Source organism: Serratia sp. DFXYC6 (assembly GCF_057196085.1).
This window is the reverse complement of sequence record NZ_JBXUNV010000006.1, coordinates 77,457-102,637: the sequence shown is the minus strand read 5'-3', so window position 1 is coordinate 102,637 and position 25,181 is coordinate 77,457. Positions and strand designations below refer to the sequence as shown.

Annotated in this window: 16 protein-coding genes; 9 read left to right on the top strand and 7 right to left on the bottom strand. The window is 62.1% G+C overall.

The window, feature by feature from the left end:
• Positions 1 to 52 precede the first annotated feature (52 nt).
• The 6 genes from asd (at position 53) to glgP (ending at position 11,213) form a co-directional block, all read left to right on the top strand.
• Positions 53 to 1,156, top strand: a complete 1,104-nt coding sequence (gene asd, locus AC2CGQ_RS22915) for an aspartate-semialdehyde dehydrogenase (protein WP_004930820.1) — start codon at positions 53 to 55, stop codon at positions 1,154 to 1,156.
• Positions 1,157 to 1,599: 443 nt separating this feature from the next.
• Positions 1,600 to 3,786 (top strand): 1,4-alpha-glucan branching enzyme, encoded by a 2,187-nt coding sequence (gene glgB / locus AC2CGQ_RS22910; RefSeq protein WP_075684686.1) that lies wholly within the window; start codon positions 1,600 to 1,602, stop codon positions 3,784 to 3,786.
• Entirely contained in the window at positions 3,783 to 5,765 is a 1,983-nt protein-coding gene (gene glgX / locus AC2CGQ_RS22905; protein ID WP_103086220.1) for a glycogen debranching protein GlgX, read from the top strand. The genes glgB and glgX overlap by 4 nt, the downstream gene beginning before the upstream one ends.
• Before the next feature lie 15 nt (positions 5,766 to 5,780).
• Positions 5,781 to 7,058 carry a glucose-1-phosphate adenylyltransferase gene (gene glgC, locus AC2CGQ_RS22900; RefSeq protein WP_004930810.1) on the top strand — a complete coding sequence of 426 codons (1,278 nt, stop codon included), beginning with the start codon at positions 5,781 to 5,783 and terminating at the stop codon, positions 7,056 to 7,058.
• 135 nt (positions 7,059 to 7,193) lie between these two features.
• A complete protein-coding gene (glgA, locus tag AC2CGQ_RS22895; protein ID WP_004930807.1) occupies positions 7,194 to 8,624 on the top strand; it encodes a glycogen synthase GlgA in 1,431 nt (476 codons plus the stop codon).
• A gap of 141 nt (positions 8,625 to 8,765) precedes the next feature.
• The gene (gene glgP / locus AC2CGQ_RS22890) at positions 8,766 to 11,213 is read left to right on the top strand and encodes a glycogen phosphorylase (protein WP_031300290.1); all 2,448 of its coding nucleotides are present in this window, start codon (positions 8,766 to 8,768) and stop codon (positions 11,211 to 11,213) included.
• A 59-nt stretch (positions 11,214 to 11,272) separates the two neighbouring features.
• Here the strand turns inward: glgP and glpD are convergent, their stop codons facing one another.
• From glpD to malT, 5 genes are all read right to left on the bottom strand, one after another.
• Complete coding sequence (glpD, locus tag AC2CGQ_RS22885; RefSeq protein ID WP_004930801.1) at positions 11,273 to 12,781, bottom strand: glycerol-3-phosphate dehydrogenase; 1,509 nt, start codon at positions 12,779 to 12,781, stop codon at positions 11,273 to 11,275.
• 247 nt (positions 12,782 to 13,028) lie between these two features.
• Positions 13,029 to 13,787, bottom strand: a complete 759-nt coding sequence (locus tag AC2CGQ_RS22880) for a DeoR/GlpR family transcriptional regulator (RefSeq protein ID WP_004930797.1) — start codon at positions 13,785 to 13,787, stop codon at positions 13,029 to 13,031.
• Positions 13,788 to 13,838: 51 nt separating this feature from the next.
• Positions 13,839 to 14,675: a rhomboid family intramembrane serine protease GlpG gene (gene glpG, locus AC2CGQ_RS22875; protein WP_166445471.1), complete on the bottom strand. Its 837-nt coding sequence runs from the start codon at positions 14,673 to 14,675 to the stop codon at positions 13,839 to 13,841.
• Between the two features lie 171 nt (positions 14,676 to 14,846).
• A complete protein-coding gene (gene glpE, locus AC2CGQ_RS22870) occupies positions 14,847 to 15,173 on the bottom strand; it encodes a thiosulfate sulfurtransferase GlpE (RefSeq protein ID WP_004930790.1) in 327 nt (108 codons plus the stop codon).
• An 82-nt stretch (positions 15,174 to 15,255) separates the two neighbouring features.
• The gene (gene malT, locus AC2CGQ_RS22865; protein ID WP_172575006.1) at positions 15,256 to 17,970 is read right to left on the bottom strand and encodes an HTH-type transcriptional regulator MalT; all 2,715 of its coding nucleotides are present in this window, start codon (positions 17,968 to 17,970) and stop codon (positions 15,256 to 15,258) included.
• A 460-nt stretch (positions 17,971 to 18,430) separates the two neighbouring features.
• Here malT and malP point away from each other — a divergent pair, with 460 nt between their 5' ends.
• Positions 18,431 to 20,836 (top strand): maltodextrin phosphorylase, encoded by a 2,406-nt coding sequence (gene malP, locus AC2CGQ_RS22860; RefSeq protein ID WP_099981807.1) that lies wholly within the window; start codon positions 18,431 to 18,433, stop codon positions 20,834 to 20,836.
• Between the two features lie 9 nt (positions 20,837 to 20,845).
• Positions 20,846 to 22,945 carry a 4-alpha-glucanotransferase gene (gene malQ, locus AC2CGQ_RS22855; protein ID WP_484593899.1) on the top strand — a complete coding sequence of 700 codons (2,100 nt, stop codon included), beginning with the start codon at positions 20,846 to 20,848 and terminating at the stop codon, positions 22,943 to 22,945.
• Positions 22,946 to 23,014: 69 nt separating this feature from the next.
• On the opposite strand, the gene nfuA is transcribed toward malQ, so the two are convergent.
• Both nfuA and gntX read right to left on the bottom strand, forming a co-directional pair.
• A complete protein-coding gene (gene nfuA, locus AC2CGQ_RS22850) occupies positions 23,015 to 23,590 on the bottom strand; it encodes a Fe-S biogenesis protein NfuA (protein WP_004930777.1) in 576 nt (191 codons plus the stop codon).
• Positions 23,591 to 23,648: 58 nt separating this feature from the next.
• The gene (gntX, locus tag AC2CGQ_RS22845) at positions 23,649 to 24,332 is read right to left on the bottom strand and encodes a DNA utilization protein GntX (RefSeq protein WP_031300054.1); all 684 of its coding nucleotides are present in this window, start codon (positions 24,330 to 24,332) and stop codon (positions 23,649 to 23,651) included.
• Positions 24,333 to 24,372: 40 nt separating this feature from the next.
• Here gntX and bioH point away from each other — a divergent pair, with 40 nt between their 5' ends.
• The gene (gene bioH / locus AC2CGQ_RS22840) at positions 24,373 to 25,143 is read left to right on the top strand and encodes a pimeloyl-ACP methyl ester esterase BioH (RefSeq protein WP_021504761.1); all 771 of its coding nucleotides are present in this window, start codon (positions 24,373 to 24,375) and stop codon (positions 25,141 to 25,143) included.
• The last annotated feature ends 38 nt before the right edge of the window (positions 25,144 to 25,181 follow it).

The following is a 25,181-nucleotide window of genomic DNA, read 5'->3' as shown; positions in this document are numbered from 1 at the left end:
ACACAACTCGTTATCACCTAATAAGCCCTTATCCGGGCGGGACACAGATATTATGAAAAACGTTGGTTTCATCGGTTGGCGCGGAATGGTCGGCTCGGTTCTCATGCAACGCATGACGGAAGAGCGCGATTTCGACGCCATTCGCCCGGTCTTTTTCTCCACCTCGCAGCACGGTTCCGCCGCGCCGGCCTTTGGCGGCCAGCAGGGCACGCTGCAGGATGCGTATGACATCGACGCGCTGAGCGCGCTCGATATCATTATTACCTGTCAGGGCGGCGATTATACCAACGAAGTCTATCCTAAGCTGCGCGCCAGCGGTTGGCAGGGTTACTGGATCGACGCGGCCTCGTCGCTGCGCATGCAGGACGACGCCATCATCATCCTGGATCCGGTCAACCACGCGGTGATTCAGCAGGGCCTGGACAAAGGCATCAAAACCTTCGTCGGCGGCAACTGCACCGTCAGCCTGATGCTGATGTCGCTCGGCGGCCTGTTCGCCAACGATCTGGTGGAGTGGGCGTCGGTCGCCACCTACCAGGCGGCCTCCGGCGGCGGCGCGCGCCACATGCGCGAACTGCTGACCCAAATGGGCATGCTGCACGCCGACGTGGCGAAAGAGCTGCAGAACCCGGCCTCCGCCATTCTGGATATCGAACGCAAGGTGACCGAGGCCACCCGCAGCGGCAAACTGCCGACCGATAACTTCGGCGTGCCGCTGGCCGGCAGCCTGATCCCGTGGATCGACAAGCAGCTCGACAACGGCCAGAGCCGCGAAGAGTGGAAAGGCCAGGCGGAAACCAACAAGATCCTGAACACCGCCAGCGTGATCCCGGTCGACGGTCTGTGCGTGCGCGTCGGCGCGCTGCGCTGCCACAGCCAGGCGTTCACGCTGAAGCTGAAAAAAGACGTGTCGCTGCCGGAAATCGAGCAGATGCTGGCGACGCACAACGACTGGGTGCGCGTGATCCCGAACGACCGCGAACTGACCATGCGCGAACTGACGCCGGCGGCGGTGACCGGTACGCTGAATACGCCGGTCGGCCGTCTGCGCAAGCTGAATATGGGGCCGGAGTACCTGTCGGCGTTCACCGTAGGCGACCAACTGCTGTGGGGCGCGGCCGAGCCGCTGCGCCGCATGCTGCGCATCCTGCTGTAAACCCGCACTTCCAGGGGGCTGGCTGCTTTCAGCCCCCTAATGCCTTATTTTCCGCTTTTTTGTTCGCCGCGCACCGCGTCGGGCAGCGTCATCGCCAGCCTCGTTTCAATGGGCGGGATCCCGCCTATCTCCTCGTCAGCCGCCGCATGCAAACGCCGCCAGGCTGGCAGTTTTCTTAATGAAGAATTTTCCTGAGCAATGCTGAGCAGTTTTTAACAGACATTGGCTATGCTTAATGCATGGGTGGACAATTTTTCACCATGACTGAAATATTTCAAAAAATAAGCATAAAGAGCGAAATTCAGGTCGGCAGAGTAAAGATTGGTCAATAACCGACCGCAATCACGCTTTAGAGTCCGAATGCATTGCATGATGACCAAAACGGCCAAGGAATAATCAACAAGCCGTGCTTAGATCATGCTGTTAATCTAAGGAAGAAGACTATGCCTGTACTTCCCGATCGTGACGTGATTGATCAGATCATCGCCGGCCATTACGCCGATCCCTTCGCTCTGCTTGGCATGCATGCGACCGATAACGGTCTGCAGGTGCGCGCGCTGCTGCCGGACGCCGGCGCAGTCTGGCTGGTGGAACAGCAAACCGGCCGGCGGCTGGTGCAGCTGAACTGCGACGATCCGCGCGGTTTCTTCAGCGCCGTGGTGCCGCGGCGCAAAAATCCTTTCCGCTATCAGCTGCAGGTCAGCTGGCGCGATCATCAACAGATCGTCGACGATCCTTATCGATTCGGCCCGCTGCTGCAGGATATCGATAGTTGGCTATTGGCTGAGGGTACGCATTTGCGCCCCTATGAACGGCTGGGCGCCCACCTCGTCACGCTGGATGGCATCGACGGCGTCAGCTTTGCGGTCTGGGCGCCCAACGCCCAGCGTGTTTCGGTGGTGGGGGAATTCAACTTCTGGGACGGCCGCCGCCACCCGATGCGTCTGCGGCGTGAAAACGGCATCTGGGAGCTGTTCTTGCCCGGCGTGCAGGCCGGCCAGCTGTACAAATATGAAATCGTCGATTGCTACGGCAATACTCAGTTGAAAGCCGATCCTTACGCCTTCGAGGCGCAGATGCGCCCGGATACCGCCTCGCTGGTGGCGCCGCTGCCGGAGGTGGTGCCGTCGACGCCGGCGCGCCGCCGCGCCAACGATTTTGACCAGCCGATCGCCATCTACGAGGTGCATCTCGGCTCATGGCGCCGCCACACTGACAACCACTTCTGGCTCAGCTACGGCGAGCTGGCGGTGCAGCTGATCGATTATGTGAAGGACATGGGATTCACCCATATCGAGCTGCTGCCGATCAACGAGCACCCGTTCGACGGCAGCTGGGGCTATCAGCCGCTGGGGCTGTATGCGCCGACCCGGCGCTTCGGCACGCCGGCTGACTTCAGGGCGTTTGTGGCGGCGGCGCATGAGGCGGGCATCAACGTGATCCTCGACTGGGTGCCGGGGCACTTCCCGAGCGACGCCTACGGCCTGGCGAATTTCGACGGCACTGCGCTGTACGAGTACGCCGATCCGCGCGAGGGCTACCATCAGGACTGGAATACGCTGATCTACAACTACGGTCGTCACGAGGTGCGCAACTACCTGGCGGGCAACGCGCTGTATTGGCTGGAGCGTTTCGGCATCGACGCGCTGCGGGTCGATGCGGTGGCGTCGATGATCTATCGCGATTACAGCCGCGCCGACGGCGAGTGGGTGCCGAATTACTACGGCGGCAACGAGAATCTGGAGGCCATCGCCTTCCTGCGTTATACCAACCAGACTATCGGCCAGGCGCAGCCGGGCGCGGTGACGCTGGCGGAGGAGTCCACCGACTATCCCGGCGTCACCCTGCCGCCGGACGCCAACGGCCTGGGGTTCCATTACAAATGGAACCTCGGCTGGATGCACGACACGCTCAATTATATGAAGTGCGATCCGGTGCACCGCAAGTATCACCACAACCAGATGACCTTCGGTATGCTGTACGCCTATACCGAGAACTTTGTATTGCCTATCTCGCACGATGAAGTGGTGCACGGCAAAAAATCGATCCTAGACCGTATGCCGGGCGATGCCTGGCAAAAGTTCGCCAACCTGCGCGCCTATTACGGCTTTATGTGGGCGCATCCGGGCAAAAAGCTGCTGTTTATGGGCTGCGAATTTGCGCAGGGGCGCGAGTGGAATTTCGATACCAGCCTCGACTGGCATTTATTGGAAGGGCTGGATAACTGGCATAACGGCGTGCAGCGGCTGGTGCGCGATCTGAACCACTGCTACCGGCAGCAGGCGCCGCTGTACGAGCGCGACTACTTCCCGGATGGCTTCGAGTGGCTGGTGGTCGACGATCACGACAACTCGGTGTTCGCCTTTGCGCGCTACGACTCGCAGGGCAATGAGCTGATCGCCATCAGCAACTTTACCCCGGTGCCGCGCTATCGCTACCGCATCGGCATTTCCCGCGCCGGTGACTATCGCGAGATCCTCAATACCGATTCGCACCACTATCACGGCAGCAACGCCGGCAATCAGGGGCGGGTCTCTTCCGAAATGGTCGGCAGCCATGGCCGCGATTTCTCTATCAGCGTGACGTTGCCGCCATTGTCGACCATTTATCTGCTGCGGGAGGCGCCATGACCGAGCTGACGGCTGGCCTCGCCGCGCCGCTGGGCGCGCATTACGACGGCGAAGGCATCAATTTTACCCTGTATTCGGCGCATGCCGAGCGGGTGGAGCTGTGCCTGTTCGACGGCCAACAGCGCGAAGTGCGCCTGCCGCTGCCGGCGCGCAGCGGCGATATCTGGCATGGCTACTTGCCGGGCGGCAGGCCGGGGCAACGTTACGGCTACCGGGTCTACGGCCCGTTTGATCCGGCGAACGGGCAGCGCTTCAACCCCAACAAGCTGGCGCTCGATCCGGCCGCGCGCGCGGTGGAAGGGCCGGTGGCGGACCACCCGCACCTGCACGGCGGTTACGAGCAGCCGGACCCGCACGACAGCGCCGAGCTGATGCCGAAGTGCGTGGTGGTGGACGAACAGTATGACTGGCAGGACGATCGCCCGCCCGCCACGCCCTGGGGACAGACGGTGATTTACGAAGCGCACGTGCGCGGCCTGACGCTGCTGCACCCGCAGATCCCTCCGGCGCTGCGCGGCAGTTTCGCCGCGCTGGGGCACCCGGCGATGATCGCCCACTTCAAACGCCTCGGCATCACCGCGCTGGAACTGCTGCCGGTGCAGCAACATACCTCCGAACCGCGCCTGCAGCGGCTGGGGCTGATCAACTACTGGGGCTATAACGTGCTGGCGCCCTATGCGCCGGACAACCGCTACGCCAGCCTGAGCACCGATGCCACGCCGCTCAACGAATTTCGCGATGCGGTCAAGGCGCTGCACCAAGCCGGCATTGAGGTGATCCTTGACGTGGTGTTCAACCACAGCGCCGAGCTGGACAGGGATGGGCCGATGTTGTCGCTGAGCGGCATCGATAATCTGAGTTACTACTGGCTGACGCCCGAAGGGGACTACGTCAACGACACCGGCTGCGGCAACACGCTGCGGCTCGATCAGCCGCAGGGCGTAGCCTGGGTGATGGATTGCCTGCATTTTTGGGTGCGGGAGTGCCACGTCGACGGTTTCCGCTTCGATCTGGGCAGCGTGCTGGGCCGCACGCCGGGGTTCGATCGCGATGCGCCGCTGTTCCAGGCGATGCTGGCGGACGATCTGCTGTCGCGCTGCAAGCTGATCGCCGAACCCTGGGACATTGGCCCCGGCGGCTATCAGGTGGGGGCATTTCCCGGCCGCTTCGCCGAATGGAACGATCATTACCGCGACGACATGCGCCGTTTCTGGCTGCAGAGCGGCGTGTCGCTCGGCCAGTTCGCCCGGCGTTTTGCCGCTTCCAGCGATCTGTACAACCAGCGCGGGCGGGCGCCTTACGCCACCGTCAACATGCTGACCGCCCATGACGGTTTTACCCTGCAAGACGTGGTCAGTTTCAACGAGAAACACAATCAGCCCAACGGCGAGGGCAACCGCGACGGCAGCGATCGCAATTTCAGCAACAACCACGGCGTGGAAGGCCTGGTCGCCGACGACGCCATTGTGCAACGCCGCAGGGCCAGCCAGCGGGCGATGCTCGCCACGCTATTGCTGTCCCAGGGCACGCCGATGCTGCTGGCCGGCGATGAACAGGGACACAGCCAGCAGGGGAACAACAATGCCTATTGTCAGGACAACGCCACCACTTGGCTCGATTGGGCCACGGCGGATGACGCGCTGACCGATTACGTCGCGGCGCTGATCGCGCTGCGCCGCCAGATCCCCGCGCTGCAGCAGGACCGCTGGTGGCAGCAGGACGACGGCAGCGTGCAGTGGCTGAACGCGCAAGGCCAGCCGCTCGACGCGCAGCAGTGGGAGCGGGGCGAGCTGCTCATGCAGATCCTGCTGTCGCAGCGCTGGCTGTTGCTGGTCAACGCCACGCCGCAAACGACGGAGATGAGATTGCCGGAAGGCGATTGGCAGGTTGTCGCCCCGTTCACTCAGGAAGACTCACGGGCGGTATTGCCCGCCTGGCACCAGGCCGCGCGCTCGCTTTGCGTTCTGGTACGGAAATAATAAAAGGAGTCCGCTATGGTTAGGTTTGAAAATAAAGACCCCCTGATGTTGGCGCGCCAGTTGCCGATTAAATCCGTAGCGCTGATCCTGGCCGGCGGCCGCGGCTCACGTTTGAAAGATTTGACCTCCACCCGCGCCAAGCCCGCCGTCCACTTTGGCGGCAAATTCCGCATCATCGATTTCGCCTTGTCGAACTGCCTGAACTCCGGCATCCGCCGCATCGGCGTGATCACCCAATACCAGTCGCACACGCTGGTGCAGCACATTCAGCGCGGCTGGTCGTTCCTCAACGAGGAGATGAACGAGTTCGTCGATCTGCTGCCGGCCCAGCAGCGCCTCAGCACCGAGCATTGGTACAAGGGCACCGCCGACGCGGTGTACCAGAACCTGGATATCATCCGCCGCTACGAGGCCGAATACGTGGTGATCCTGGCGGGCGATCACATCTACAAGATGGATTACTCACGCATGCTGATCGATCACGTCGAGAAAGGCGCTCAGTGCACCGTGGCCTGCCTGCCGGTGCCGCGCAGCGAAGCCGGCGAATTCGGCGTGATGAAGGTGGATGAAAGCGACCGTATCATCGAGTTTCTGGAAAAGCCCGCCGATCCGCCGGCGATGCCGGGCAATCCGGATATGTCGCTGGCCAGCATGGGCATCTATATTTTTAATGCCGCCTATCTGTTCCAACTGCTGGAAGAGGATATGTCGACCCCCGGCTCCAGCCACGATTTCGGCAAGGATCTGATCCCGAAAATCACCGCGCAGCAGGCGGCGTGGGCGCATCCGTTTACCTTGTCCTGCGTGACGTCCAACCCCGATCTGCCGCCGTACTGGCGCGACGTGGGCACGCTGGACGCCTATTGGCGCGCCAATCTCGATCTGGCGTCGGTGACGCCGGAGCTGGACATGTACGACCGCGCCTGGCCGATCCGCACCCACATGGAGCCGCTGCCGCCGGCCAAGTTTGTGCAGGATCGCTCCGGCAGCCACGGCATGACCATGAACTCGCTGGTGTCCGGCGGTTGCATCGTGTCCGGATCGGTGGTGGTGCATTCGGTGCTGTTCCCGCGCGTGCGAGTGAACTCGTTCTGCACCATCGACTCTACCGTATTGTTGCCGGACGTGAACGTCGGCCGTTCCTGCCGCCTGCGGCGCTGCATCATCGACCGCGCCTGCCACATTCCGGAGGGCATGGTGATCGGGGAAAACGCCGATGAGGACAGCAAGCGTTTCTATCGCTCGGAAGGCGGCATCGTGCTGGTGACGCGCGAAATGTTGTCAAAATTGTGAGTTAACGTGGGGGGCAGAACGATAGCCTGCCGCCCGATGAACGGTTCGATGGCTTGCGCAACGCGGCACACATAACAGCGGCAAGCCTGCTTTATTTCTTATCCAGAGGCCTTCGGCCGACTTTCAGGAGTGATAATGCAGGTCTTACACGTATGTTCTGAAATGTTCCCCCTGCTGAAAACGGGCGGACTCGCAGACGTGGTTGGCGCGCTGCCGGCGGCGCAAATCGCCGAAGGCGCCGATGTTCGGGTGCTATTGCCCGCTTTTCCTGACGTACGCAACGGCATACCCGACACCGTGCTGGTGGCGGAAATCGACTCGTTCGCCGGCCGGGTTGGCCTGCGTTACGGCACCTACCATGGTGTGGGCATCTATCTCATCGATGCGCCCTGGCTGTATGACCGGCCGGGCAGCCCGTACCACGATCAGTCCATGTATGCCTACCCCGACAACCACCGCCGCTTTGCGCTGCTGGGCTGGATGGCCTGCGAGCTGGCCAAGGGGCTGGATCGCTACTGGCGCCCGCAGCTGGTGCATGCTCACGACTGGCACGCCGGTCTTAGCTGCGCCTATCTGGCCGCCAACGGCCACCCGGCGCGTTCGGTGTTCACGGTGCATAACCTGGCCTATCAAGGGCTGTTCTCCGCCCATCACGTGACCGAGCTGTGGCTGCCGGCGTCGTTCTACAACGTCTATGGCCTGGAATTCTACGGCCAGATGTCGTTCCTCAAGGCCGGGCTGTTTTATGCCGACCACGTGACCGCCGTCAGCCCGACCTATGCGCGTGAGATCACCCGGCCGGAGTTCGGCTACGGCATGGAGGGGCTGCTGCAGGAGCGGCAGCGGCAGGGCAGGCTGAGCGGCATCCTCAACGGGGTGGACGACAAGATTTGGGATCCGGCCCACGACCCGCGGCTGAGCGCCCGCTATGACGCCGACGATCTGAAAAGCAAGGTCAAAAACAAGCTGCATCTGCAAAAGGCCATGGGGCTGAAGGTGGACGAATCACTGCCGGTGTTCGCGGTAGTGAGCCGATTGACCAGCCAGAAAGGCCTCGATCTGGTGCTGCAGGCGTTGCCTGAACTGCTGGCGCAGGGCGGGCAGCTGGCGCTGCTGGGCGCCGGCGATGCGGTGCTGCAACAGGCGTTTCTGGCCGCCGCCGCCGACTACCCTGAACAGGTCGGCGTGCAGATCGGTTATCACGAATCCTTCTCCCACCGCATCATCGGCGGCGCCGACGTCATTTTGGTGCCGAGCCGCTTCGAGCCCTGCGGCCTGACCCAGCTCTACGGCCTGAAATACGGCACGCTGCCGCTGGTGCGCCGTACCGGCGGGCTGGCGGACACGGTGGTGGACTGCGCGCTGGAGAACCTGGCCGACGGCACCGCCAGCGGATTCGTGTTCGACGATTGCGACGCTGTCGCGCTGGGCAACGCCATCCGCCGCGCCATGGTGCTGTGGAGCCGGCCGAAACACTGGCGCCACGTTCAGCGCCACGCCATGAGCGTGGACTTCGGCTGGCCGGTGGCGGCGAAAGAGTATTTATCGCTTTATCAACGTTTGTAGCCCGCGTTTCGCGTTTCGGGTTGGCGCGCGGCGGGCAGCCGTAAGGGTAGATTGTCGGGGCGCGGCGTGCCGCGTCCATGTTCAGCGGAGCCCGCTATTCCGCGGCGAATGGCGGGGCTCCCTACAAGGGATTAAAAAGCCATGACTTCACCGTTTAGTTACACCTCACCTACGGTCAGTGTGGAAGCGCTGAAACACTCCATCGCCTATAAGCTGATGTTTATCGTCGGCAAGGATCCGGCCATCGCCAACCGGCACGATTGGCTGAACGCCGTGCTGTTCGCGGTACGCGATCGCATGGTGGAGCGCTGGCTGCGTTCCAACCGCGCCCAGCTGTCTCAAGACGTGCGGCAGGTGTATTACCTGTCGATGGAGTTCCTGATCGGCCGCACCCTGTCAAACGCGCTGCTGTCGATGGGCATCTATCAGGATATCGACAACGCGTTGAACGAGATGGGGCTGAACCTGGCGGAGCTGCTGGAGGAAGAAAACGACCCCGGGCTCGGTAACGGCGGCCTGGGCCGGCTGGCGGCCTGCTTCCTTGACTCGCTGGCGACGCTGGCGCTGCCGGGGCGCGGCTACGGCATTCGCTATGAGTACGGCATGTTCAAGCAGAACATCGTCAACGGCCAACAGATGGAATCGCCGGACTACTGGCTGGAGTACGGCAATCCGTGGGAGTTTCCGCGCCATAACACCCGCTACAAGGTGCGCTTCGGCGGCCGCGTGCAGCAGGAGGGGGCCAAGGCCCGCTGGCTGGAGACCGAAGAAATCGTGGCCATCGCCTACGATCAGGTGATCCCCGGTTTCGACACCGACGCCACCAACACGCTGCGGTTGTGGGGCGCGCAGGCCAGTAACGAGATCAACCTCGGCAAGTTCAACCAGGGCGATTACTTCGCGGCGGTGGAAGATAAAAACCATTCGGAGAACGTGTCGCGCGTGCTTTATCCGGACGATTCGACCTCGTCCGGGCGCGAGCTGCGGCTGCGGCAGGAGTATTTCCTGGTGTCGGCCACGGTGCAGGATATTCTCAATCGCCATTGGCTGATGCACAAAACCTTCGACAACCTGGCGGACAAGATCGCCATTCACCTCAACGACACTCACCCGGTGTTGTCGATTCCGGAGCTGATGCACCGGCTGATCGACGAGCACAAGTTCAAGTGGCTCGACGCCTGGGAAGTGGTGGAGCAGGTATTCTCCTACACTAACCACACGCTGATGAGCGAGGCGCTGGAGACCTGGCCGGTGGACATGCTCGGCCGCATCTTGCCGCGCCATCTGCAGCTGATTTTCGAAATCAACGATCACTTCCTCAAGATGGTGCAGGAAGTGGCGCCGGGCGACAACGATCTGCTGGCGCGGGTCTCGATCATCGACGAAACCAACGGCCGTCGGGTGCGCATGGCGTGGCTGGCGGTGGTGGCCAGCCACAAGGTCAACGGCGTTTCCGCCCTGCATTCCGAACTGATGGTGCAGTCGCTGTTCGCCGACTTCGCCCGGCTATTCCCGACCCGTTTCTGCAACAAAACCAACGGGGTGACGCCGCGCCGTTGGCTGGCGCTGGCCAACCCGCCGCTGGCGGCGGTGCTGGACGACTGCATCGGTCAAACCTGGCGCACCGATCTCAGCCAACTGAGCGAGATCAAGGCCAACGTCGATTACCCGAGCTTCCTGCAGGCGGTGCAGCGCGCCAAACGGCAGAACAAGGAGCGGCTGGCGCTGTACATTGCCAAAACGCTCAACGTGGTGGTCAACCCGGATGCGTTGTTCGATGTGCAAATCAAGCGCATCCACGAGTACAAACGGCAGCTGCTCAACGTGCTGCACGTCATCACGCTGTATAACCGTTTGCTGGCTGACCCTGACATCGAGCGCGTGCCGCGGGTGGTGATCTTCGCCGGCAAGGCGGCCTCAGCCTACTATGCCGCCAAGCAGATCATCCGCCTGATCAACGATGTGGCCAAAGTGATCAACAACGATCCGCGCGTGCATACCCAACTGAAGGTGGTGTTCATCCCGAACTACGGCGTCAGCCTGGCGCAGATCATTATCCCGGCGGCGGATCTGTCGGAACAGATCTCGCTGGCGGGCACCGAGGCCTCGGGCACCAGCAACATGAAGTTCGCGCTGAACGGCGCGCTGACCATCGGCACGCTGGACGGCGCCAACGTCGAGATGCGTGAGCACGTGGGGGAGGAGAATATCTTTATTTTCGGCAATACCGCCGAGCAGGTTGAGGAACTGCGCCGCAACGGTTACAACCCGCGCCAGTACTATGAGCAGGACCCGGAGCTGCATCAGGCGCTGACGCAGATCGCCACCGGGGTGTTCAGCCCGGAAGAGCCGAAACGCTATGGCAATTTGTTCGACTCGCTGGTCAACCTCGGCGATCACTATCAGCTGTTGGCGGATTACCGCAGCTATGTGGACACGCAGGACAAGGTGGACGAGGTCTATCTCAATCAGGACGAGTGGACGCGGCGCGCGGTGCTGAATATCGCCAATATGGGCTACTTCTCATCCGATCGCACCATTCAGGAATACGCGGATGAAATTTGGCACATTAAGCCGGTGAAACTGTAAAGCGAGAGAGGAAAAAAGCAAAGGGCCGGATAACCGGCCCTTTTTCGTTACGCTGCAGCTCAGGAAGCCAGAGACAGCGCTTTCGTTTTCGCGTGTTCCGCCAGCCAGGCTTTCACTCGCGCCTGCTGCGCTTCGTCCAGCCACATGCCCAGCTTGGTGCGGCGCCAGATGGCGTCGTCCAGCTCTACGACCCACTCTTTCTCGGTCAGGTAGCGCAGCTCGGCTTCATACAGACCGTGGCCGAAATCTTCGCCCAGATCGGCGAGGCCGTTGGCGCCGGCCAGGATCAGCTCGCTCTGGCTGCCGTAGGTGCGGGCATAGCGGCGCGCCAGGGCTTCCGGCAGCCAGCCGTGCGCTCGGCGCAGTTTGGCCGCGTAGCCGTCGCGATCGCCGTCGATGTCACCGCCCGGCAGCGTGGCGTTTTTGGTCCACGCCGGGCCGCAGCCTGGGTAGTAGTGGGCCAGTTTTTCCATCGCATGTTCGGCCAGCTTGCGGTAGGTGGTCAGCTTGCCGCCGAAGACCGACAGCAGCGGCGCCTTGCCCTGCTCGTCGTGCACGTCCAGCGTGTAATCGCGGGTGATCGCCTGCGGTGAATCGGATTCGTCGTCGCACAGCGGACGCACGCCGGAGTAAGTCCAGACGATGTCGTCGCGGCCCAGCTGCTTCTTGAAGTGATCGTTGTACACTTTCAGCAGATAAGCGATTTCGTTCTCGTCGATCTTCACGTCTTTCGGATCGCCTTTGTACTCCACGTCGGTGGTGCCGATGATGGAGAACTCGTCATTCCACGGGATCACGAACACGATGCGGTGGTCTTCGTTCTGCAGAATGTAAGACTGCGGCTGATCGTGCACGCGCGGCACCACGATGTGGCTGCCTTTGATCAGGCGGATGCCGTAAGGCGATTTCAGCTTCAGGCCGTCGTCGAAGAAGTTTTTCACCCACGGGCCGGTGGCGTTCACCAGGCCTTTGGCGCGCCAGGTGAAGGTTTTGCCGCTGTCGATATCGACCGCTTCCACCATCCACAGGCCGTTTTCACGCCATGCGCGGGTCACTTTGGTGCGGGTGCGCACTTCGCCGCCGCGTTTTTCCACTTCCTGCGCGTTCAGCACCACCAGGCGAGCATCGTCGACCCAGCAGTCGGAATATTCGAAACCGCGCTTCAGTTCAGGCTTCAGCACCGACTCTGGTCCAAAGCGCAAACCCTTGCTGCCCGGCAGGCTGGTGCGTTTGCCCAGGTGATCGTACAGGAACAGGCCGATGCGGATCATCCAGGCCGGACGCAGGTGCGGCTGGTGCGGCAGGCGGAAACGCATCGGGAACGCGATGTGCGGCGCCAGTTTCAGCAGCACTTCACGTTCGGCCAGCGCTTCGCTTACCAGACGGAATTCGTAGTGTTCCAGGTAGCGCAGGCCACCGTGGATCAGTTTGGAACTGGCGGAAGACGTAGCACAGGCCAAGTCTTGCGCTTCCAGTAGCAGTACCGACAGCCCGCGCCCGGCAGCATCCGCCGCGATGCCGGCACCGTTGATGCCGCCACCGATAACGATCAAGTCTTTGGTTTCCACGTCATCTTCCTCCAGATGTTCGAAATAGCTCTTTCATGTTCGTTTTCGCTCATGATTGTAATCAAAAACCAACAAGCAAGCCAAGACTTAACCAAACAAAAACATTTAGGCGTGATAGAGGTAACAGTTTGGTGATGATAGTCACACAAGCAGCATGGATATGACGCGGGCGCGCAAACGGCTGTCGGTGAGGGGAGTCTGAAGGGATGAAACGGGGCGGCGGCGCGCCCCGCAGGTTAAGGCCGGATCAGCACAACTCCAGCTGCACGTCGTACTGTTCGATGATTTTCATCACGCTCGGCGGCGGCAGTTGGTCGGTAAACAGGTAGTCGATCAGGTTCATGTTGCCCAGGTTGACCATGGCGTTGCGGCCGAATTTGGAATGGTCGGTCACCAGCATCACGCAGCGGGAATTTTCGATAATCGCGCGTTTGGTGCGCACTTCGTGATAGTCGAATTCGAGCAGCGAGCCGTCCATATCGATGCCGCTGATGCCGAGAATGCCGTAATCGAGACGGAATTGGGAGATGAAGTCCAGCGTGGCTTCGCCCATGATGCCGCCGTCGCGGGTGCGCACTTCGCCGCCGGCCAGGATCAGGCGGAAGTCTTCCTTGGCGGTCAGCAGGGTGGCGACGTTAAGGTTGTTGGTGACCACGCGCAGGTTCTTGTGGTTCATCAGCGCATGGGCCACCGCCTCCGGCGTGGTGCCGATATCGATGAACAGCGTGGCGCCGTCCGGGATCTGGCTGGCGACGCGCTGCGCGATGCGGGCCTTCTCTTCCGACCACATCACCTTGCGATCGTTATAGGCAGCGTTGACCGAGCTGGAAGGCAGCGCCGCGCCGCCGTGGTGACGCTGGATCTTGTTCTGGTCGGCCAGGTCATTCAAATCGCGGCGAATCGTTTGCGGGCTGACGTCAAAATGTTCGACCAGCTCTTCCGTGCTGACGTAACCCTGCAGGCGCACCAGCTCGATAATTGCGTCATGACGCTGTGTTTGCTTCACGATAATCCCCTAAAACGCCCACTATGCCCATTGGGGCATAGCTCCCGGCTGTTATTGTTCGTTGTGTGCGCGATGACGCGTATCCCAAAATGCCATCAATAACCCTAACACTAAACCGGCTATGTGTGCCGCGTTGGCGATCGACATTCCTAAAATATCGAAATATCCGGCCACCAGCCACAGCACCGAGAACACCATCAGGCCGCGCGGCAGCATCAGGCCGCGCTCCGGCGCCCGTTCGCCCGACAGCCAGACATAGCCCATCAGCGCATAGACCACGCCCGACAGCCCGCCGAACAGCGCGCCGCTGAACAGCGATTGCGCCCAGCCGCTGAAGAACGCCGACACCACCGCCAGCACGAACAGCTTGCCGGCGCCGAGGCGTTTTTCCATCTGGCCGCCGAGATACCACCACCACATCAGGTTAAACAGGATATGCAGCAGGGAGAAATGCAGGAACGCATGGCTGACCCAGCGCCACAGCTGGGTGTATTGGCTGCTGTCCTGCGGCCAGGAGAGCCAGTACATCACGGTATCGTCGCCCAGCGCCTGCATCAGAATATAGACCGCGATGCACAGCACCATCACGCCGAGCGTCAGCGGCCCGGCCTTGCTGCGCAGGGTGTGCAGGTAGGATTCGCTCTGATAATGCAGGCCGGCGTCGGTATGGCCGGTCTGCCAGCTGGCGGCCTGATAACGGCGGTTGAACGGATCGGCCAGAAACTGCTGCAGCTCGTGTTGCACCTGCTCGAGGTGACCGTCGTCGGCCAGCCAGATTTCCGCCGCCTCGCCGCTGTTGCGCAGCTCAAGTCGGATGCCCTGGGTCGCCATATAGTCGACAAAGGCCAGCGCCAGGCGCGGGTTGGATATGGCGATTACTCTAACCATTGCTCTTCCGTCGTAAGTGAATGATTTTGGCCGCGGCTTGCTCGCCGGCGACCCTGACGGCCGATTATAACGTCGAAATCCTGAGCGCTGGCAAACGGATCTGCGAAAAACCCGCGAAAACGCGCACAAAAACCAAGGGGAAGCCCGCCGACGCACGGCGGGCGGCGGGGATCAGGCAGAGGTTTCCACGTCTTGCGGATACTGGCGGGCCCAGGCTTCGAAGCCGCCGTCGATGCTGTAGACCGCGTCGAACCCCTGGTGCAGCAGGTACTGCGCCGCGCTGCGGCTGCTGTTGCCGTGGTAGCACATCACCATCACCGGCCGCTCGAAGTCGTTTTGCTGCATAAAGGCCGACAGGGTGGCGTTGGTGAGGTGAAAAGCGCCCGGCGTATGCCCGGCTTCAAAACTTTGCGGATCGCGGATGTCGACCAGGGCGGCGCTGCCCTCTTTCCAGCGGGTGTACGCCTGCTCAACGTTGATCGCTTCGAACTGTTCCATACTGCTGACTGCCTCGTAATAGGGGGACGCCGCTATTGTAACCAACTCTGCGGCGTTTAAGACCAGAGGGATATCAGGGTTTTTACGCGCCGTACCCCATCATTTTCAGCAGTTGCTGCGCCTGCTGCACCGCCTCATGGCGATGAGCCACGCCCAGTTTCTGATACAGGTTGCGGATGTGCGTCTTGATGGTGGTGGCCGCCACATCCAGCTCACCGGCGATCTGGTCGTTGCTGTAACCGGAATAGATCAGCCCCAGCACCTGCCATTCGCGTTGGGTCAGCGGGCTGGTGCGGATCAGTTCCGGCACCTGCGGGTGGGTCAGCAGCTTATCGACGAAGTTCTCGTCAAAATGCGCGAACTTGTGCCGATGATGCTGGTTGATGTCGCGCAAGATGCGCTGGGCGCGATGCTGTTCCAGCTCCGGCAGCGTGTTGAGCTGGATCAGCTGGCGCAGCTGCTGCGCCATCGCTTCGCCCTCGATGACGAAGTGGCTGATAAAGCCGGTGCGGTTGGCCAGCGACAGCGCTTCGATCAGCGCCTGCTGCGCTTCGCCCTTGCGCTCTTGCAGCCAGTAGAGCTGGTTGCTGAGCAGCAGATTGCGGTTGAGATCGCTCACCAGCCGCAGGCGACGGGCATTTTCGTTCAGTTCATCCAGCACCACGCCGGCCTCTTCATACTGGCCGAGCAGGATCTGCACTCGCGCGATGTTGCGCCATTGGCCCTGCGTGAAGTGGTTGTCCGCCATGCCGGGCTTTTCGGTGTGGCGCAGCCACTGGGCGGCGGCGGCGGTGTCGCCGGTCATCTGCCAGTGGATCACCCGCGACTTGTCGGTGTTGGTCAGCCAGTCGCGATGATAGTGGGCGCCGTGCAGCAGGGTTTCGCAGCGCTGCAAATGGGTATTGGCGTTGTCCAGATCGCCGCGCGCCAGCGAGCATTTGGCCAGCATGGCGATGCACTGCAGCTGCTGCTGCGGTTGGTAGTTGGCCAGAATTTTCAGCCCGGCGCGCGCCGCGTCTTCCGCTTCGTCCAACCGTGACCATGACCACAGGATCTGGGCGCGGATGCGCAGCAGAAATTCGTGCATCGGCAGCTGTTCCAGGTGCTGCTCGCGTATCAGTTCGAACGCCTTATCCTGGGTTTCGTAAGCGGCCTGCAGGAAGCCTTGGGCGATAAGGATTTCGCTCTGCTGCAGCAGCGCCCAGAGTGCGTAATGGTTGGCCTGATGACGACGCGCCATCTGCTCGGTCTGCTGCATCATCGGCAGCGCGCGCGCCAGTTCGCCCTTGCAGTGGTGCACTTCGCCGGTCACCGAGGTGGCGACGATGCGGCTGTAGTAGCTGGACAGCGGCAGGAATTTCAACGCTTCGGTCGCCAGCCGCTCGGCTTCTTCCGGTTTGCCGGCGTTGATCGCCACCTGGGCGCGCAAGGCGTCGAACTCGGCGTGCAGCGTTTGGTCTATCTCGATTTTCTGTTCGCGCATGGTGCGCTCGGCGCGCTCCAGCAGAGTGTTGACTTCGCTGTAGCGGTGCTGGCTCTGCGCCAGCCAGGCCTGCAGCAGCGCCAGCTTGGGGTTTTGGATCAGGCGCTCATACGGCAGCGCGTTGAGGCACTCCTCCAGCAAGGCCAGTTCGCTGTGGTGGAACAGCGACCAGGCGTGTTGCAGCAGAATATCGCGCAGCATGCTGACGTCGCTGGCCGCCAGCGCGTGGTGAATGGCCTCCGCCGGATACCCCAGCGCCAGCCAGCCTTCGGCGGCGGCGCGGTGCAAGCCCGGCAGCTCCAGCGCCAGTTCCCACTGGCAGCGCTGGCGCAGGAAAGAGGCGAACAGCGGGTGGAAGTTGAACCACTCGCCGGTGTCGTCCATGCGGTGGATAAACAGCCCCTGGCGCTCCAGCTCCTCCAGCCGCTGCTGGCCGTTGTCTTCGCCGGTCAGCCGCACGATCAGCGCATCGTTCATTGAGCGCAGCACCGAACAGCGCAGCAGGAAGGCGCGCGCATCGCCATCGACGTGGTCCAGCACTTCGTCCACCAGATAGTCGGACAGGTGACTGGCGTTCAGCCCCGCCAGCCGCTTGGCCGACAGCTGAGCCGATGAGGCGGATTGGCGGGCCGACAGCGCGATCAGCTGCAGCGCGGTGGCCCAGCCTTCGACTTCATCGCACAGACGGCTGCTGTCCTGCTGTTCCATCGGCGCCGCCAGGCGGCAATCGAAGAACTGTTTGGCTTCCTGATGGGTGAACGCCAACTGTTGCGTCCCCATTTCCAGCAGCTGATCGCGCACCCGCAGATTGGCGATACCGAGCGGCGGCAGGGTGCGCGAGAGCAGGATCAGCGTCAGGTTCTCCGGCTGATGGCGCAGGAAAAAGCGCATGGCTTCGTGGATGGCGTCGTTGGTGATCAGGTGGTAGTCGTCAATGACCAGATACAGCGGCTGGTGCCAGTCGGCCAGCTCGATAAACAGCTGGGCGAACAGCGCCGACAGGCTGGCGTACTGGTGTTTCTGGCTCAGCGCCTCGCTCTTGACGCAGCGGCCGCCGCTGGCCTGCTGCAGCGCGGCGATCAGGTAGCTGGCGAAGCGCTCCGGCTGGTTGTCGCTCTCATCCAGGGAATACCAGCCCAGATCGGCTTTGCCGGCCGCCCATTGGGCGATCAGCGTGGTTTTCCCGTATCCCGCCGGGCAATTGACCAGTGTCAGGCGATAGTTGCCCGCGCTGGCCAGTTTGGCCAGCAGGCGATCGCGGATCACGGTATTTTGCAGCCGTACCGGGCGGCTCAGTTTTGATGGGATCAGCATAGTATTCCAGGGTATAAATCGCGGTTCCCGCCGGGATTGGAGTGGCGCTAATTATTTTATGGTTCGTAATTAATAGCTCCCCCTAACTTCTGCCAACCCTAAACGTATTGCAACAAGCTTCCGCATCGGCTTGGAGTTAAGTTGCTATCGATCACACTTTTTTACGTTTGGCGTCGGAGTACGGCGATACGGTGGCGGATCGCATTTCCGGCCATGGACAAAACTTCAGCAGCGCGAATACTTGTGCTAACGTCAGGGTTAACGTTCTCAGTGCTCGCCGCACGCGTTGGCGGGCTTTTTTGCATCGTTGCAAGGGAGTCAAAAAGTGCCTGAGATCACAATTCCAGCTACGCCCCAATCCTCCTCCCCAGCTAATCCCCAGGCGGGATGATGCCGTCAGGCTTTCTCACCGGCACGATAGCGGCAATTTGACCCACTTACTGGATAGAGAGTTTTCCTTATGTCACAGCCTACGCTCAAGAAGGATGCTTTTCTGGCGGCGCTCGCCCGTCAGTGGCAACGGTTCGGCCTCAGTTCCGCGCAGCAAATGACGCAACATCAATGGTGGGAAGCCGTCAGTGCGGCGCTGGCCGAGCAACTGGCCGCACAGCCGGCGCCGCGCAAAAGCGCCAAACCGCTGCGTCACGTGAACTACATCTCGATGGAGTTTCTGATCGGCCGGCTGACGGCGAACAACCTGATCAACCTGGGCTGGTACGACACCGTCGAGCAGGCGCTGGCGGAGCAGAACATCAAGCTGGCGGACCTGCTGGAACAGGAAACCGATCCGGCGCTGGGCAACGGCGGGTTGGGGCGGCTGGCGGCCTGTTTCCTCGACTCGATGGCGACGGTGGAACAACCGGCCACCGGCTATGGGCTGAATTATCAGTATGGGCTGTTCCGCCAGTCGTTCCGCGATGGGCAGCAGCAAGAAGCGCCGGATAACTGGCAGCGCGAGAGCTACCCGTGGTTCCGCCACAACGCCGCGCTGGCGGTGGACGTGGGCATCGGCGGCAAGCTGGAAAAGCAGGCCGACGGCCGCGAACTGTGGCGCCCGGCCTTCACCCTGCGCGGCGAAGCCTGGGATCTGCCGGTTCTGGGGTATCGCAACGGCGTGGCGCAGCCGCTGCGTCTGTGGCAGGCGACTCATCAGCATCCGTTCAACCTGAGCGATTTCAACGACGGCAAGTTCCTGCAGGCTGAGAAGCAGGGCGTAGAAGCCGACAAGCTGACCAAGGTGCTCTACCCGAACGACAACCATCAAGCCGGCAAACGCCTGCGCCTGATGCAGCAGTATTTCCAGTGCGCCTGCTCGGTGGCGGATATTTTACGCAAGCATCATCAGGCCGGCCGCAAGATTGAAGAACTGCCGAAGTATGAAGTGATCCAGCTGAACGACACCCACCCGACCATCGCGATTCCGGAAATGCTGCGCATTCTGCTGGACGAGCACCAGTTGGAGTGGGAGGCGGCCTGGGCGATCACCAGCAACACCTTCGCCTATACCAACCACACCCTGATGCCGGAAGCGCTGGAATGCTGGGATGAAAAATTGGTGCGCAGCCTGCTGCCGCGCCATTTCTCCATCATCAAACAGATCAACGCCAGGTTTAAAAAATTGGTGGATAAGCACTGGCCGGGCGACGAGGCGGTGTGGGCCAAACTGGCTGTACACCATGACAAGCAGGTGCGCATGGCCAACCTGTGCGTGGTCAGCGGCTTTGCGGTCAACGGCGTGGCGCAGCTGCATTCGGATCTGGTGGTGAAAGATCTGTTCCCGGAATACCACCAGCTGTGGCCGAATAAATTCCATAACGTCACCAACGGCATCACGCCGCGCCGCTGGCTGAAACAGTGCAACCCGGCGCTGTCGGGCCTGATCGATGAGACGCTGAAGGTGGAGTGGGCGAACGATCTCGACGCGCTGCGCGGGCTGGAGAAATTCGCTGACGACGCGGCGTTCCGCCAGCGTTATCAGCAGATCAAACGCGACAACAAGGTGGCGCTGGCCCAGTACGTGCACGGCGTGATGGGGTTGAAGCTCGACCCGGACGCGATCTTCGACGTGCAGATCAAACGCCTGCACGAGTACAAACGCCAGCACCTGAACCTGCTGCATATCCTGTCGCTGTATCGCCAGCTGCGCGACAACCCGAACCTGGACATCGTGCCGCGCGTGTTCCTGTTCGGCGCCAAGGCGGCGCCGGGTTACTACCTGGCGAAGAACATCATCTACGCCATTAACCAGGCGGCCGAGAAGATCAACAACGATCCGCTGGTGAAGGATCGCCTGAAAGTGGCGTTCATCCCTGACTACCGTGTGTCGGTAGCCGAATTGATGATCCCGGCGGCGGATATCTCCGAACAGATCTCCACCGCCGGCAAAGAGGCTTCCGGCACCGGCAACATGAAGCTGGCGTTGAACGGCGCGCTGACGGTCGGCACGCTGGACGGCGCCAACGTCGAAATCGCCGAGCAGGTGGGCGAAGACAATATCTTTATCTTCGGCAATACCGTGGAGCAGGTGAAGGCGATAGTGGCGAAGGGTTACGATCCGCTCAGCTACCGCAAGAAAGACAAGCACCTGAAGGCGATTCTGGACGAGCTGGCGAGCGGTGCCTTCAGCCACGGCGACAAGCACGCGTTCGACATGATGCTGCACAGCCTGCTGGAAGGCGGCGATCCCTACCTGGTGCTGGCGGACTTTGCCTCGTACTGCCAGGCGCAGCGCCGGGTCGACGAGCTGTATCGCGATCGGGACGAATGGACGCGGCGGACTATCCTTAACACCGCGCGCGTCGGCATGTTCAGCTCGGATCGCTCGATCCGCGATTATCAGCAGCGTATCTGGCAAGCCAAACGTTAAGGAGAGCGAATGGATCGCAAGCGTATCGATCAGGCGGCAGCGCAGGCGGGGATCGCTGCCGATTTTATCAATGCCCACGGCAAGCGGCAGGCGATTGAACCGGAGACCAAGCGCAAGCTGTTGGCGGCCATGAATCGGGCCGATGGCGCGCAGGAAGGCGCGGCATCACCGTTACCGGCGGTCAAGGTGTTCTATCAGGGCGCGCCGCTGGCGTTGACCCCGGCGGGTGAAGGCGAGTACCTGTGGGCGCTGCAGCGTGAAGACGGCGAATGCCTGCAGGGGCGCGTCGGCGCGCGCAAGACCCTGACGCTGCCCGGCGATCTGCCGATGGGGTACCACCAATTGACGCTGAGCCAGGGCGAGCAGCAGTGGTCATGCCGAGTGATCGTCGCGCCGAGACGCTGCTTCGAGCCGGACGCCTTGCTGACCGGCAAGAAGCTGTGGGGGGCCTGCGTTCAGCTGTATACGCTGCGTTCCGATCGCAACTGGGGCATCGGCGATTTCGGCGATCTGCGCCTGATGGTGGAGCAGGTGGGGGAACGCGGCGGTGCCTTCGTCGGCCTCAATCCGATCCATGCGCTGTATCCGGCCAACCCGGAGAGCGCCAGCCCCTACAGCCCCTCGTCGCGCCGCTGGCTGAATCTGGCGTATATCGACGTCAATGCGGTGGAGGATTTCCAGCGCAGCGACGCGGCGCAGCGCTGGTGGCAGAAGCCGGCGACGCAGAAGCAGCTGGCCAAGGCGCGCGCCGCGGAGTGGGTGGACTACACCGCCGTGATGCAGCTGAAGCTGGCGGCGCTGAAGCTGGCGTTCCCGCTGTTTCAGGCGCGCCAGCCGAACGACGCGCAGCGTCAGGCGTTCGAGCAGTTCGTGGCTGAGGGGGGCGACAGCCTGTATCAGCAGGCGGCGTTTGATGCGCTGCATGCCCATCTGGCGGCCAAAGACGCCAGCCAGTGGGGCTGGCCGGCCTGGCCCGAGCGCTATCGGCAGGGGCAGAGCGATGCGGTGCGGCAGTTCTGCGCCGAACATCAGGACGCGGTCCGCTTTTACCTGTGGCTGCAATGGCTGGCGGCCACGCAGTTCGCACAGTGTTTTGACCAGAGCAGGCAGCAGCAGATGCCGATTGGCCTGTATCGCGATCTGGCGGTCGGGGTGGCGGAAGGCGGGGCGGAAACCTGGTGTGACCGTGAGCTGTACTGCCTGAGAGCGTCGGTCGGGGCACCGCCGGATATTCTGGGGCCGCTGGGGCAAAACTGGGGCCTGCCGCCGATGGATCCGCACGTGATGGCAGCGCGCGGGTATCAGCCGTTCATCGATCTTTTGCGCGCCAACATGACCAGCTGCGGCGCGCTGCGCATCGATCACGTCATGGCGCTGCTGCGGCTGTGGTGGATCCCGTATGGCGAAACCGCCGATCGCGGCGCCTATGTCAAATACCCGGTGGACGATCTGCTGGCGGTGCTGGCGCTGCTGGCGCTGGAAAGCCAGAGCCACCGTTGCATGGTGATCGGCGAGGATCTCGGCACGGTGCCGGTGGAGATCGTCGGCAAGCTGCGCGACAGCGGCGTCTACTCCTACAAAGTGCTCTATTTCGAAAGCGACGGCGAGCACCATTTCCGCGCGCCGCAGGCCTATCCGGTGCAGGCGATGGCGACCATCACCACCCACGATCTGCCGACGCTGCGCGGCTATTGGCAAAGCGACGATCTGACGCTCGGCAATCGGCTGGGCCTTTACCCGGATGCGGAGATCCTGCGGGCGCTGTTCGCCGATCGGGAACGCGCCAAACAGGGGTTGCTGGACGGATTGCATCGCTATGGCTGCGTGCCGCAGAAGGTGGGCAAGAAGGCGGCGCTGCTCGGCATGAGCCCGCTGCTCAACCGCGGCCTGCAGCGCTATGTCGCCGACAGCGCCAGCGCTCTGCTCGGCCTGCAGCCGGAAGACTGGCTGGATATGGCGGATCCGGTCAACATTCCCGGCACCAGCGATCAGTACCCTAACTGGCGGCGCAAGCTGACCCAGACGCTGGAGGAGATGTTTGCCGGCCCGCACATAAACCGCTTACTGAAGGATTTGGACAAGCGGCGCCGCAAGGTGTCGGTGGGCTGAAAACGACAATGCCGGAACGGGTTCCCCCTTCCGGCATTGTGTTATCTACCGTGGCGCGAACGCCGGGTATCAATAGTAAGAGTGCTCGCCGCGCTGGTGCTCGGTCAAATCACGCACGCCTTTCAGCTCCGGGAATTTCTGCAGCAGCTCTTTCTCGATGCCTTCTTTCAGCGTGACGTCCACCATCGAACAGCCGTTGCAACCGCCGCCGAACTGCAGAATAGCCATGTTGTCGTCGGTGATCTCCATCAGCGTTACGCGGCCGCCGTGGCCCGCCAGCTGCGGGTTGATCTGCGACTGCAGCACGTATTCCACGCGTTCCATCAGCGGTGCGTCGTCATCGACCTTGCGCATCTTGGCGTTCGGCGCCTTCAGCGTCAGCTGAGAACCCAACTGGTCGGTCACGAAGTCGATTTCGGCGTCTTCCAGATACGGCGCGCTCAGCTCATCAACATAGGCGGACAGTTTGTCGAACTTCAGTTCGGTATCCGTCGCTTCTACCGCGTCCGGCGGGCAATAAGAGACACCGCATTCGGCCGTCGGCGTGCCCGGGTTGATCACGAATACGCGGATTTGGGTGCCTTCTTCTTGATTTGCCAGCAGTTTGGCAAAGTGTTCCTGTGCAGCATCTGTTATACGGATCATAGCATTAGCTCAATAGTTGACTTCTATAGTCGGTTATAATACGCCCATTGCCGTGGCACTACAACGTGCGGCAAACGCACCATATCTGCACCGAAGCGGCGCCTTGCCGCCGCAGCAGCGCCGCGATCGCCGCGACGGTGCTGCCGGTGGTCACCACGTCATCCACCAGGGCGATATGCCGGCCGGCGACCGGCACGGTACAGGCGAACGCGCGCTGCAGATTGTGTCTGCGGGCAGAGGCGCTCAGCCGCTGTTGCAGGGCGGTTTTGCGCACCCGGCGCAAGGCGGCGGGCCGATAGGCGCAGCCCAGCCAGCGCGCCAGCGGCCGGGCCAGCAGATCGCTCTGATTATAGCCACGGCGCCAGCAGCGTGATGCATGCAAGGGTACCGCTAAAATCAGGTCGGGTCTGTTCAGATACTGCTCTCTTCGCGCCTGCTGCCACCGCAGCAGCATCAGGCGCGCCAGCGTCGGCGCCAGCTCGGGCGCGCGGTGGAACTTGAATCTTTTTACCAGTTGGCTGAGCGGCGCAACGTAGTCGCCGACGAACACCAGCCGCTGCCAGGGCGGCGGCCGTTGCAGGCAGCGGCCGCAGGGCATTTGCGTCTCGCCGGCGGGCAATCCGCAGCGCGGGCAACACGGAGGGTTGACCGGCAGATGGCGCAGGCAGCAACTGCAGATGCCATGACGCACCAGGCTCAACGGCTGTCGGCATAGCCAACAGCGGCTGCGGATTGATAGCATAGGGCCTCCGACACGGATAAGCATGAAAGGACAGTAACCAATGACAGCGCTGTACTGGCAAACAATAGGCGAAGGCGAACGCGATCTTGTGCTGCTGCACGGCTGGGGATTGAACGCCGAAGTGTGGAGTTGCATCCAGGCGCGACTGACGCCGCATTTTCGCCTGCATCTGGTCGATCTGCCGGGATACGGCCGCAGCCAGGGGTTCGGCGCCCTGTCGCTGGAGCAGATGACGGATATCGTGCTGGCGGCCGCCCCGCCGCAGGCCTGGTGGCTTGGCTGGTCGCTCGGCGGGCTGGTGGCCAGCCAGGCGGCGCTGATGCAGCCCGGGCGGGTCAAGGGGCTTATCACCGTGGCCTCCTCGCCGTGTTTTGCCGCTCGTGATGCGTGGCCGGGGATCCGCCCGGACGTGCTGAGCGGTTTCCAGCATCAGCTGAGCCTGGATTTCCAGCGCACCGTCGAGCGCTTTCTGGCGCTGCAAACGCTGGGTACCGAGAGCGCGCGTCAGGATGCGCGCCAGCTGAAAGCGGTGGTGCTTAACCAGCCGACGCCGAGCGTCGAGGTGTTGAACGGCGGGCTGGAGATCCTGCGCACCGCCGATCTGCGCGCGCCGCTGGCGGAGTTGAATTTGCCGCTGCTGCGGATCTACGGTTATCTGGACGGGTTAGTGCCGCGCAAGGTCGCCGAGCTGCTCGATGCCGCCTGGCCGAATTCTGCGTCGCAGATCGTGGCCAAAGCCGCCCATGCGCCGTTTATCTCTCATCCCGATGAATTTGTGACGATGATCGAAGCGTTTATTGCAGCACATTGAATGCAGCGGGAAAACGCACGATAGAGCGCGAAAAAAAA